We start from the raw sequence: 12114 nt of genomic DNA on the forward strand, positions 1-12114 counted from the left end.
GAGCCCGCCAGGGACTGCGAGACAGCCTTTAGGGCGCCGCGGCGGCGGGCGCGCGCGGGTGGTGGGCCGCCGGGTGGGCGGCCCGCGCCTCGGCGAGCCAGCGGCGCAGCACGCCGTGGACCGCCTGCGCGCCGACGAGCTCCCCGCCGTCGGGGACGGGGGGCGTCAGGGCGAGCGGCGACAGCAGGAACGCGTGACTCTGTTCGCCGCCGAGGCCGCCGTGGGAGCCGATCTGGTCCTCGAAGGCGTGGACGGCCCCGGTGGCCGGGTCGACGGCCGAGTTGACCATGATGTCCGCGACGTGCGGGAAGCGGGAGGCGCGGGCGACGACCGCCGCCGCGCCCGGCCCGAACGGGCCGAGCGGGTCGGCGCCGACGACGTGCCCGGTGGCCAGGTGGTGCTCGGCACCGCCGGCGCCGAGCACCACGGGGCCGTGCCGTTCGCTGCGCACCAGCAGGAAGCCGACGCCCGGGTGGTCGGCGAGGGTGCGCAGCAGCGCCGGGTGGCGGCGCTCCATGGCCTCGCGGCTGGCGCGGCCCGGCAGCTCGGGGAGGGATATCAGGCCCAGGTTGCCCGAGGCGAGCACGACGGGCGCGGTCCGCCCGCCGGCCCCGCCGGCCTCGCCGCCCACCGGGGGCCACGACAGCGACGGCAGCAGCGGGGAGGGCGGCACGGGCGGCAGCACCGACGGCTCGGGGCGGTTGAGCGCGACCCGTGCGGCGCCCCGCGCCTCGGCGCCGGGCTCGCGACGGCGGCGCCCCCCGGCCGCCCCGCCGGGCCCCGGAGGGCCGCCGCAGCCGATCCGCACCAGGTCCTCCAACGTCCGGCCGTACGCGGCGCGGAAGGTCTCGCCGTGGCTCTGCCCGTGGTCGGAGAGCAGCACCAGGTGGTAGGGGCGGGGAGCGTAGGCGAAGGACTGGGCGATGAGCGCCACGCACCGGTCGAGGCTGGCCAGCACCTGCCGGGTGTCCCGGCCGCGCGGCCCCGAGTGGTGGGCCACCTCGTCGTAGGCGACGAGGTCGGCGTAGACGGCGGTGCGGCCGGCGAGGACGTCGCCGATGACGGCGGCGGTGACCACGTCGCGCTGGACGACCGTGGCGAAGGCCCGGATCAGGGGGTAGAGGCCGCCGCGGCTGACCCGTGGCCGCTCGCCGCGCAGCCGGGCGCGCAGCGCCTGGGCCACCTCGCGGACCAGCTCGGCGACGAAGGCCAGCGCGGTCCGCCCGGCGTGCGCGGGGTCGGAGAAGTACGCGAAGTATCCGGCGCGGGAGCGCTGGGCGCGGCCCCGGCGGGCGGCGACGGACAGCACGAGGGCCGCCTGGCCCGCGCCGCCGGTGAAGAGGTTGCCCCGGGAGGCGCCGTCGTCGGCGAGCAGGCCGGGGTCACCGGTGCGGACGGTGGCGCGGTGTTGCAGCTCGGCGGCGGCCGAGGGGTGGTTGGTGACGATGACCTCGCCGGTCTCCTTCTCGTACCAGCGGAACGCGGGCACGTCCTCGTTGCTGCCGTGCAGGATGGCCAGCTGGGCTGCGCCGGTCTGGCTGGACCAGTCGGTGCGCCACGGGGTGAGCCGGTGGGTGGTGCGGGAGAGCGCCGCGACCGTGGGCATGGTGGGGCGCTCTCCCGCGGTGGCCTCGCGCAGCACCTCGTACCCGATGCCGTCGAGCTGGAGGAAGACCGTGCCGGGGGTCTCGGTGTGGGGGACCGGCGCGCGGCGCCGCGGCTGCCAGCCGGCGAGCCGCCGCAGGCGGCGGGCCTGGGCGCGGGGGTCGCGGACGGCGAGGAGGGTGGTGACGGCCGAGGAGGTCAGCGACATGGTGGTGGCGACCAGCACGGCGGCCTCCGGCGTGGACTCGGCCCGGAAGCGGTCGTCGGGCACGGCGCCGAGCGCCAGCCACAGCAGCGTGCCGTTGAGCAGGAAGACGAGGACGCCGAGCACGAGGGCGGGCACCAGCAGCAGGGCCCTCACCAGCCAGGGCCACACCAGGGCGTGCAGCACGCCGAAGGCGGCGGCGCCGAGGGCGGCGGTGACGCCGACGCGGGTGAAGCTCTCGCCGTCGGCGGTCTGGAGACGGAAGTCGGGCAGGAGCCGGGCGAGCAGCAGCATGGTGAGCGCGCTCACGGCCCACACGGCCACCACCTGGACGGTGGTGCGCAGCAGGGCCGCCGCGCCGCGCCGCCACCCGCTCTCCCCGCCCGCCGCGGCGGCGCTCGCGGCCGTGCCGGTGCCCGTGGCCGCGCCGGTGCCCGCGGCCGTGCCGGTGCCCGCGGCCCGCCGCGCCTCGTCCGCCGTGCCCGTCACCCGCACCACACCCCCCACACCGATGTCGTTCCCCGCCGTCCGGTGGTCTCCCCGCCGGGACGGAGCGTGTCCGTAGGATCGTCATTCTTCCCGCCCGCGGCCGGGCTTTTCCGTACCCTGTCCCTGCTGGCCCCAATGAGGTGACGAACGAGGGGAGTTGCCGGTGCCCGTGGAGATCACCTGGTGGGGGCATGCCACGGCGACCGTGCGGGACTCCGGCACGACGGTGCTGACCGATCCGCTGCTGACCCGGCACTGCGCCCACCTGCGGCGACGGCGCGGCCCTGTCCCCCCGGCCTCGCTGTACGCGCCGGACGCCGTGCTCGTCTCGCACCTGCACGCCGACCATCTGCACCCGCGCTCGCTCGCGCACCTGGCGCGCGGCACCGCGCTGCTGGCGCCCCGGGGCGCGCTGCGCGCCGTTCGCCGGCTGCGGAGCCTCGCCGCGCGGCTGGAGGTGTACGAGGTGAGGGCCGGGGACACGCTGCGGGTCGGAGGCGTGACGGTGCGGGCCGTGCCGGCCGAGCACGACGGGCGGCGGCTGCCGTTCGGCCGGGCCCGTGTGGAGCCGCTGGGATACGTGGTCGAGGGCGAGGCCCGGACGTACTACGCGGGCGACACCGACCTGTTCGAGTCGATGGAGCGGGAGACGGGCGCGGTGGACGTGGCGCTGCTGCCGGTCGGCGGCTGGGGGCCCCGGCTGGGGCACGGCCACCTGAACGCGGAGCGGGCGGCGCAGGCGGTGGCACGGCTGCGGCCGCGCGGCGCCGTGCCGGTGCACTACGGCACCTTCTGGCCGATGGGCCTCGCCGCCGTGCGGCCGCACGAGTTCCACTCCCCCGGCGAGGAGTTCGCGCGCCACGCGGCGCGCCTCGCGCCCGGGGTGGCCGTGCACCGGCTGGGGCACGGCCAGAGCGTGCGGCTGGCGGTGGCCGCGTGACGACGACGGCGACGCTGGCGCTGGGCGTGGCGGCGACGGCCACGGCGACGGCGACGGCGGTCACCGCCACGGCCACCGCCACGGTCACGGCGACGGCCGTGGGCGAGGGGACCCTGGCGGCCTCGCGCGCGGTCTCCGAGGAGTCCACGCAGCAGGCGGTGGGCTATCCCTCGCTCTTCCTGCTGGTGTTGCTCGGCGCGCTGCTGCCGGTGGTGCCGACCGGCGCGCTGGTGAGTTCGGCGGCGGCGGTGGCGTTCCACCAGGGCAACGCGCCGCTGGCGCTGGCGTTGGTCTTCGCGACGGCCACGGCGGCGGCGTTCGCCGGCGACGCCCTGCTGTACTGGCTCGGCCGGCGCGGGCTCCGCTCGCGGGGCGGCTCGCGGTGGCTGTCCTGGATGCGCGGCCAGGTGCCGCCCGAGCGGCTGGAGCGGGCGCGGGACGGGCTGTCGCGGCACGGCACGACGGTGCTGCTGGTGTCCCGTCTGGTGCCGGCCGGGCGGATCCCGGTGATGCTGGCCTGCCTGCTGGCCCGCGTGCCGTCGCGGCGGTACCTGCGGGGCGCGCTGCCCGCCGCGTTGGCCTGGGCGGCGACGTACCAGCTCGTCGGGCTCCTGGGGGGCGCGCTCTTCCCCCACGTCTGGCAGGGCGTGGCGGCGGCGGTGGGGGTGACCGTGCTCATCGCGCTCGCGCCCGGGGTGGTGCGGCGGGTGCGTGGCGTGCGGGCGCGGCGTGCCGCGGCGCGCGCCGGCGGGGCCGCCAGGGGGGCCGAGCAGGCCGGCGCCTCCTGAACGTTCGGGCGTTCCTTCGCGGCGCGCCGCGCCGAGGCGCTGCTTCCGTCGCTGGGTCCGGCGCTGCTTCCTTTCGTCGTACTCGTTTCCGTCGCGCGTGCCGCCGGGCCGCCGGGCCGCCGGGCCGTCCGTTGCCCGTCCCGTCGTGCCACCCCTCGCGATCGTTCCGTACAGCGAGACAACGTTGCCCGCATCGCGAGACGACGGCAGAGTGGTGGCATGCCGGACGCCATATACACCCACGGGCACCACGAATCGGTGCTGCGCTCCCACCGTTGGCGCACCGCGGAGAACTCCGCCGCCTACCTGCTGCCCGAGCTGCGGCCGGGCCTCGCGCTGCTCGACGTCGGCTGCGGGCCCGGCACACTCACGGCCGACCTCGCCGCGCGCGTGGCACCGGGGCCGGTCACGGCCGTCGACCACGCGGTGGAGATCCTGGCCGAGGCGCGGGCCGTCGCCGAGGAGCGGGGCGTCACGGGAGTGGAGTTCGCGCGGGCCGACGCCCAGCGCCTGGGCTTCGCCGACGACTCCTTCGACGTCGTCCACGCCCACCAGCTGCTCCAGCACCTCGCCGACCCGGTCGGGGCGCTGCGGGAGATGCGGCGGGTGTGTCGCCCCGGTGGCCTCGTCGCGGTGCGGGACGCCGACATGACGGCCATGACGTGGTACCCCCGGGTGCCGGGCATGGACGAGTGGCTGGCGCTGTACGAGCGGGTCGCCCGGGGCAACGGCGGGAAGCCGGACGCCGGTCGGCGGCTGCACGCCTGGGCCAGGGAGGCCGGCTTCTCGGAGGTGACGGCCTCGGCGTCGGTGTGGTGCTTCGCCACGCCGGGCGAGCGGGCGTGGTGGAGCGAGCTGTGGGCGGACCGCACCCTGGCCTCCGGCTACGCCCGCCGCGCGGTGGACGGCGGGTATGCCACCCACGCGGAGCTGCGCCGCATCGCGGACGGGTGGCGGGCCTGGGGCGCGCACGAGGACGCGTGGTTCGCGGTGCTGCACGGCGAGGCCCGCTGCCGGCCCTGACCCACCGCCTCGACGGGGTCGGGGCCGGCCGCAGGCCGCCTCACCGGCCGGCGCCCCACAGGAAGACGCCGAGGCCCACCAGGAGCAGGCTGACGCAGCTGGCCACCGCGCGGGCGGTGTTCCACGCGGTCCAGCGGGGCGCGAAGTCCCCCCACAGCCGGGCCGCGTGGGACGGGCTCTCGGGGGTGCCCGCGGCGTTGAGGGCGTTGTTCAAGGGCACGTTGACGACCGCCGTCGGCACGATCGCGCCCAGCGCGTAGGTGCCGGCCGCCGCGAGGAGGACCCAGCCCGCGGCGGTGTGGCCGACGGCCAGCAGCAGGCCACCGCAGACCGCCGCGGTCAGGGGCGCGCCGACGAAGGTGGTCAGGAAGACGGGGTTGAGGATCCGCTCGTTGACGCGCTGCATCACGGGCACGGCCCGTTCGGGGCCCGCGGCGTCGAGCCCGAGCGTCACGGACACCGAGAAGGCGAAGAACACGCCGGTCATCGCACCGGTCATGGCGAGGGTGAGGGCCGCGAGGACGGCCGCGAGGGTGTGCATGCCGCCATTACAGCCGTGCGCCACGCGGCCCGGCCATGCTGACGCCGCTCGGCGGCATGCGCGTGCGTCTCGTCCGCCTCAACGGCGGGGACGGCGCAGGAACGCGCCGCAGAGGACGCCGATGGCGGCGGTGGCGAAGAGTGCCAGCCACAGCGGCATCGTCACCTCGGGGATCAGCAGGCGGATCCGGGTGCGGCGGGAGTTCTCGAAGATGAAGACGAGCGTGAGGGCGGCCACCACGAGGAGGAGGATCCTGGCCGGGGTGAAGAACGAGCCGCGCGTGTCACTCCGTGTGCTGGACTGCATGGCACCAGCATGCGAGAGGCCACGCGATCCCGCGACTTCGTGGCGTTCGCGTGAGGCGGGCGTTCGCGTGAGGCGGCGTGTACGTGGGCGTTCGTCTGAGCGTGACCACGTGCGCGCGCCGCACCCTGGCCCCGCCCGTCCGCCCCGGTGGGCCCCGGGGCGGGGACGGGTCGGGGGTGGAGGGGGCACCGTGCGCGGCGCGTGGGTCAGGGCGTGGAGTACACCCGCTCGACGAACTCCGCCAGCTGGTGCTCCGGCAGGTGACGGGCGAGGTCGGCCTCGCTGATCATGCCCACCAGCTGCTTGTTCTCGTCGATCACCGGCAGGCGGCGGATGCGGTGGCCCTCCATCTCGTGGAGCACGTCCTCGACGCTGTCGGAGGTCCTGGCCCAGCGCGGCGTGCCCTCGCACAGGTCACCCGCGGTGACGCGGGAGGGGTCGTGCCCCGCGGCGACGCACTCCACGACGATGTCGCGGTCGGTGACGATGCCGCACATCCTCTCGTTGACGTCGCTCACGGGGAGTGCTCCCACGTCGAGCTCGCGCATCAGCTGGGCGGCCCGGTCGAGCGTCTCCGTGGCCGGTATCCACTGGGCGCCGGGGCTCATGATGTCGCCGGCTGTGGTCATGGTGTGCCTCCTGACGTAGGGCGGTCCTGCGTCCTCATGCTGGGCGGCGCTCCCCGGGGGAAGCGACCGCTGTGCGCTGTTCGGGTGACCCGTGAGAGCCGATTCATGCCCACGGGAACGGACCCGGCCGCTCGCCCGGCCCGGCCCGTCGCCGCCCGGGACGTCTCCCCACGGTCATGGCGGCCTCCTCCGGCGGGCCGCCGCGACGGGTTACGGCGTGGGACGCGGTGCGCCGTCCGCCGGCGGACGGCCCTCGGTCCGCGACACGCCGGGCCGGGACGATGCGACCTCCGCGCGGAGGTCGAGCGGCGGCACGTCCGTGCGGTCGAGGCCGAAGACGTCGACGTACAGGGCGAGCTCCGCCTCCACGGCGCGCCGGATGGTGGCGGCCCTGCGGAAGCCGTGGCCCTCGCCGGGGAACGCGAGGTACGCGTGGCGGGGCCCGCCGCGCTTCCTGACGGCAGCGAGCAGGCGCTCGGCCTGCGCGGGCGGGCAGATCACGTCGTCGAGGCCCTGGAGCAGCACGAAGGGCACGGAGACCCGGTCGGCGTGGTGGACCGGTGACCGCTCGCGGTACCGCTCGGGGACGGCCGCGATCGGGCCGACGAGGGACTCCAGGTAGTGCGACTCGAAGTCGTGCGTCTCGCCCGTGGCCCACCCGACCAGGTCGAGGACGGGGAACTTGATCGTGCCGCAGGCGTACAGCCCCTCGGTGGCCGGCGAGACGAGGGAGACGGCCGTGGTCCACCCGCCGGCGCTGCCGCCCCTGATGGCGATCCTGGCCGGGTCGCAGGCGCCCTCGGCGGCCAGGGCACGGGCCACGGCGGCGCAGTCCTCGACGTCGACGACGCCCCACTCCCCCCGCAGACGCTCGCGGTAGGCCCGGCCGTACCCGGTGGAGCCGCCGTAGTTGACCTCGGCGACGCCGATGCCGCGCGAGGTGTAGTACGCGATCTCCAGGTCGAGGACGAGCGGGGCCCGGCCGGTGGGGCCGCCGTGCGCCCAGATCACGTACGGCGGCAGCTCGCCGTCGGGCGGCAGGGCCTCGGGGTGGTGGGGCGAGTGAACGTGGGCGTGGACCTCGCGGCCGTCGGGGCCCGTCACGGTGCGGGACTCCGAGCGCGGGTAGTACGCCGGGTCGACGGTGTCGCGGTGCCGCTCGGCGAGGACGTCGCAGCGGCCGGCGACGGTGTCGAACCGGACGATCTCGTGGCCGCGGTCCCGGGCGGCGGCGATGCCGACGACGTGCCGGCCGAGGGTCGCGAGCGAGGGGGCCCACTCGGTCCACGGGCCCGGGGCGTCGGCGAGCTCCCCCGTGGCGACGTCGAGGACGCCCAGCCGCAGCGCGCCCCGGCCGTGCAGCACGGCGACCCGCCCGTCGTCGAGGGGTGCGAACCAGCGGAAGCCGAGGTGCCACAGGGCGTCGGCGAACTCCTCCTGCCTGGGGCACAGGGGCGTGGCCCGGCCGGTGGCCGGGTCGACCCGGTGGAGGTTCCACCAGCCGGTGCGGTCGGTGACGGCCAGCAGCCCGCCGTCCGCGGCCCACTCGGCCTGCGCGACGGACTCGGTGGGGCCGCCGGCGACCGTGCGCACGGAACTGAGGCGCGGCGGGCCGCCGACGACCTCGGCCAGCCTCAGCTCGGTGCCGTCCCAGGGCATCCGGGGATGGTCCCAGGCCAGCCAGACGGCGTGGCGGCCGTCCGGGGAGAGCTGGGGCGTGGTGACGAAGCGGTGGCGCTCCTCGGCGAGCTCGCGGACGGCCGAGCGGTCGTCGGCGGCGCTGCCGTCCAGCGGCACGGCGGCCGGGACGCGCCGCACGTCGCCCGGCGCGGGCCCGGTGTGCTCCTCCAGCACGCACCACACCTCGCCGGAGGCCGGGTGCACCCGCGGGTCGCACCAGCGCAGGCCGCCGCCACCGCCTCCGCCCGCCGGGGAGACGGGGGTGAGGGGGCGGGGCGCGGCGCCGCCGGGCGCGTCGGGCTCGACGGCGTACAGGCGCTGGTCGCCCTGGTGGGTGAAGACGATCAGCGGTCCGGCGGCGGTCTGGGCGCCGGCCCACGGGTGGCCGCCGTACTCGATGACCCGGGTGCGCACGTTCCACGGCGCGGGCAGCACCGTCCGCGGCGCGGCCTCGCCCGGCCGCAGCCGCACCAGCGTCCGCCGCCCGCCCTCGGCGGGGCGGGGCGCGGTCCACCACAGCTCCTCGCCGACCGTGCCGAGGTACTCCGGCTCGCCGTGGCGGGCGGCCACCAGCTCGGCGTCGATCGGTGAGGGCCACGTGCCGTACGGGAGGCGGTGCACGGGCGGCTCCGGGTTCTCGTGGGGGTGGGTGTTCGTGGCGGGGCCCGGCACGGTCGTGCCGGGCGCGGGGGTCGGGGCGGTCCTAGAGCGAGAGGAGGGCGTGGGAGAGGACGCGGGTGCCGAAGTGCAGGGCGTCCACCGGGACCCGCTCGTCCACGCCGTGGAACATGGTGTGGTAGTCGAAGCCCTCGGGCAGCCGCAGCGGGGTGAAGCCGTATCCCGTGACGCCGAGGGTGGAGAACTGCTTGGCGTCGGTGCCGCCCGCCATGCAGAACGGGACGACGTGCGCGTCGGGGTCGAAGGCGAGCAACGACCGGCGCAGCGTGGCGAAGACGGGGCCGTCCACGGGGGCGTCGAGGGCGCGCCCACGGTGGCTGAAGGCCCACTCCACGCCCGGCCCCGTGAGGCGGTCGAGGGTGGCCGCGAACTCCTCGTCGCCGCCGGGCACCACCCGCCCGTCGACGCTGGCCGTGGCCTGGCCGGGGATCACGTTCACCTTGTACCCGGCCTGGAGCATCGTGGGGTTGGCGCTGTTGCGGACGGTGGGGGCGACGATGCTCGCGGCGGGGCCGAGGCGGTCGAGCAGCTCGTCGACCTCGCGCGCGAGCCGCTCGGGGTCCGGATCGTCGAGACGGGCGGGCAGCCCGTAGACCGCGGCCAGCTCGGTGAGGGCGGCCCGCACCGTGGCCGTCAGCCGCACCGGCCAGCGGTGTTCACCGATGCGGGCGACGGCGGCCGACAGGAGGGTGACGGCGTTCTCGCGGTTGACCCGGGAGCCGTGCCCGGCGCGGCCCCTGGCCGTGAGCCGCAGCCACGCCGTGCCCCGCTCGCCCGCCGCGACCGGGTAGAGGCGGCGGCCGTCGCCGGGGTGGAAGGTGTACCCGCCGGACTCGCCGATGGCGACGGTGCAGCCCTCGAACAGCGCCGCGTGCTCCGAGGCGAGGAAGCCGGCGCCGACGTCGCCGCTGTCCTCCTCGTCCGCGGTGAACGCGAGCACGACGTCGCGGCGTGGCCGGACGCCGGCGCGGGCCCAGGCCCGGACCACGGCCAGCACCATGGCGTCGGCGTCCTTCATGTCGATGGCGCCGCGGCCCCAGACGACGCCGTCGCGCACCTCGCCCGAGAAGGGGTGCACCCGCCACTCGGCGGGGTCGGCGGGGACGACGTCGAGGTGGCCGTGGACGAGGACGGCGTCGGCGGAGGGGTCGCTGCCCGCGACGCGGGCCACGACGTTGGAGCGCCCCGGGGCCTTCTCCAGCACGACCGCGTCGATCCCGGCCTCGGCCAGGCGGGCGGCGACGTACTCGGCGGCCTCGCGCTCGGTGCCGTCGCCCTGACCGCGGTTGGTGGTATCGAGGCGGATGAGGTCGCTGGTGAAGCGGACCGCCTCGTCCAGCGCCGTGGCGTCGACGGGGTCGACCTGGCCGGCTTCGGGGCCTTCGGGGACCGCCGGAGCGGCGGCGCCGGCGGTCTCGGCCGGATCGGCGGATGCGGCGGGGTCGGTGACGCCGGCGGTGGCGTGCTGGTCAGCCATACCATTCCTCCACGGCGGCCGAGACCAGGGTGGTGACGGCCTTGAAGCAGCGAATGCCCTCGTACATGGTCGGCGCCTCGTACGCCACGCGCAGCGGCCCGGTCTGCTCGACGCCGGGCACGACGGTGGCGGCGCCGGCCAGGTGTTCGGCGTCGAAGGTGATCTCGACGGTGCGCGAGCGCGGCGGAGCGGGCTCGTGCCGGACGGCCAGGGCCGCCGCGCGGGCGGCGGCGGCGCGGATGTCGGCGGCGGTCCTCGCGGGGGTGCGGCAGACGGCGGCGTACCGCGAGACGTAGTCCTTGACCGCCACGGCGGGGGCGTCCGGGGCGTACCCCTGGGCGTCGGCGCAGGTGCGGTCGTCGCCGGTGACGAGCACCACCGGGGTGCCGTACTCGGCGGCGACCAGGGAGTTGAGCAGGCCCTCGCTGGCGCGGACGCCGTCGACGAAGACGCCGGTCAGGGAGTTCCCCAGGTAGGTGTGGGCGAGGACGCCCTCGTCGCCCGCCCCCGTGTGGTACCCGACGAAGGCGATGCCGTCGACGTCCCCGTGCTGGACGCCCTCGACCATGCTGAGCGCCTTGTGCCGTCCGGTGAGCATCGTGGCCCGGTCGTCGAGCTGCTCCAGCAGCAGGTTCCGCATCGTCATGTGCGCCTCGTTGACCACGACCTCGTCGACGCCGCCGTCGAGGAGGCCGGCGATCGCGGCGTTGACGTCGGAGGTGAACAGGGGGCGGCAGCGCTGCCACTCGGGGGTGCCGGGCAGGCAGTCGGCCGGCCAGGTGACGCCGGTCGCGCCCTCCATGTCGGCCGAGATCAACACCTTCATGGCGGGCCACGCTACCCGCTGCCACTGACAGCCAGCCAGGTTCCCCCCGGTGCGCGGCGTGCCCCCGTCGCGTCCCTCGAAGGCCCGGCGGCGCCCGGCGTCCTCAGCCGCGCCAGTCGGCGGTGACCGGGATCCTGCCGCCCCCGGTGAGCTGGAGCGCCGGATACCCGAGGTGCAGCATCCGCCGCGTGATGTGACTGCTCTCGCGCGGGCTCATCGGGGGAAGCAGCTCGGGCAGGCGCCGGGCGAGGGCGTCGGGCCGTTCGAACTCGGTGTGCGGCACGAACGCGGGCGCCACCCCCGGCGCGGCGGCGGCGGGCCCGCCGGGTGCGGCGACGCGCGAGCCGTCCGCGGCGAGCAGGAGCAGCCGGGCGGCTCCGGGGCCGAGCAGGGGGTAGCCCCACCACAGCACGTCGCGGCGGCCGGGGTCGCCGCGCCAGCCCTGCGTCCAGTAGCGCCCGGAGCACGGCGAGGACAGCTCGGCGATGTCGGAGCCGAAGATGACCACCACGTTCCGCTCCGGGTCGAGGTGGTCGATGTCGTCGACGTCGTCGACGTGGTCGGCGTCGTCGCCCGCCTGGCCCGCCCCGCCGTTCCCGTCGGCGCTGGCGTCGCTCCCGTCGGCGTGGCCGTTCCCGCCGGCCCCGCCGCTCGGGGTGGCGAGGCCGGAGGAGAGGGAGGCCGGCAGGACCGTCGCCGCCGGGCGGCCGACGGCCTCCTCGGCGGCGATGCCGAACAGGCGCCCCGCGTCGGTGTGCCAGTGGGTCACGACGCCGGCGCCGTCGATGACGGCCACGGCGAGCGGGACGGGGTCGACGGACGCGGGCTGGTCGGCGGCCACGGCGGGCTCCTTCCGTCGCGGAGGTCGGTCGCGGGTTCGGTGGAACGGGGCGGGGTGGGCCGGGGCGAGCGAGCGCGGTGGGTGGG

At 76.9% G+C, this 12114-nt stretch carries 10 protein-coding genes and 1 pseudogene; 3 read left to right on the plus strand and 8 right to left on the minus strand.

Annotated features, from left to right (window positions below; all coding sequences use genetic code 11):
• Positions 1-28 precede the first annotated feature (28 nt).
• The gene (locus ACTWP5_RS18135) at positions 29-2158 is read right to left on the minus strand and encodes a phage holin family protein (RefSeq protein WP_443222039.1); all 2130 of its coding nucleotides are present in this window, start codon (positions 2156-2158) and stop codon (positions 29-31) included.
• Between the two features lie 304 nt (positions 2159-2462).
• On the opposite strand from ACTWP5_RS18135, the gene ACTWP5_RS18140 reads away from it, so the two are divergent.
• The 3 genes from ACTWP5_RS18140 to ACTWP5_RS18150 all read left to right on the plus strand — a co-directional run bounded on the left by ACTWP5_RS18140 (position 2463) and on the right by ACTWP5_RS18150 (position 5050).
• Complete coding sequence (locus tag ACTWP5_RS18140) at positions 2463-3239, plus strand: MBL fold metallo-hydrolase (protein ID WP_443222024.1); 777 nt, start codon at positions 2463-2465, stop codon at positions 3237-3239.
• A gap of 98 nt (positions 3240-3337) precedes the next feature.
• Positions 3338-4027 (plus strand): DedA family protein, encoded by a 690-nt coding sequence (locus ACTWP5_RS18145; protein ID WP_443222040.1) that lies wholly within the window; start codon positions 3338-3340, stop codon positions 4025-4027.
• Between the two features lie 219 nt (positions 4028-4246).
• Positions 4247-5050, plus strand: coding sequence for a class I SAM-dependent methyltransferase (locus tag ACTWP5_RS18150; protein WP_443222025.1), 804 nt, complete (start codon positions 4247-4249; stop codon positions 5048-5050).
• 40 nt (positions 5051-5090) lie between these two features.
• Here the strand turns inward: ACTWP5_RS18150 and ACTWP5_RS18155 are convergent, their stop codons facing one another.
• The 7 genes and pseudogenes from ACTWP5_RS18155 to ACTWP5_RS18185 all read right to left on the minus strand — a co-directional run.
• Positions 5091-5591, minus strand: a complete 501-nt coding sequence (locus tag ACTWP5_RS18155) for an anthrone oxygenase family protein (protein ID WP_443222026.1) — start codon at positions 5589-5591, stop codon at positions 5091-5093.
• Between the two features lie 78 nt (positions 5592-5669).
• Positions 5670-5897, minus strand: coding sequence for a hypothetical protein (locus ACTWP5_RS18160; protein WP_443222027.1), 228 nt, complete (start codon positions 5895-5897; stop codon positions 5670-5672).
• Between the two features lie 206 nt (positions 5898-6103).
• Positions 6104-6526, minus strand: coding sequence for a CBS domain-containing protein (locus tag ACTWP5_RS18165; RefSeq protein ID WP_443222028.1), 423 nt, complete (start codon positions 6524-6526; stop codon positions 6104-6106).
• 210 nt (positions 6527-6736) lie between these two features.
• Positions 6737-8827 carry a dipeptidyl-peptidase 5 gene (locus tag ACTWP5_RS18170; RefSeq protein ID WP_443222029.1) on the minus strand — a complete coding sequence of 697 codons (2091 nt, stop codon included), beginning with the start codon at positions 8825-8827 and terminating at the stop codon, positions 6737-6739.
• 82 nt (positions 8828-8909) lie between these two features.
• Entirely contained in the window at positions 8910-10361 is a 1452-nt protein-coding gene (locus ACTWP5_RS18175; RefSeq protein ID WP_443222030.1) for a M20/M25/M40 family metallo-hydrolase, read from the minus strand.
• Positions 10354-11187, minus strand: a complete 834-nt coding sequence (locus ACTWP5_RS18180) for a M55 family metallopeptidase (RefSeq protein WP_443222031.1) — start codon at positions 11185-11187, stop codon at positions 10354-10356. Before ACTWP5_RS18180 ends, ACTWP5_RS18175 begins: the two co-directional genes overlap by 8 nt.
• A 103-nt stretch (positions 11188-11290) precedes the next feature.
• Positions 11291-12114, minus strand: a pseudogene (locus ACTWP5_RS18185) (hypothetical protein); the annotation flags it as partial.

This window comes from Streptomyces sp. 4N509B (assembly GCF_052245655.1).
Lineage (GTDB): Bacteria > Actinomycetota > Actinomycetes > Streptomycetales > Streptomycetaceae > Streptomyces.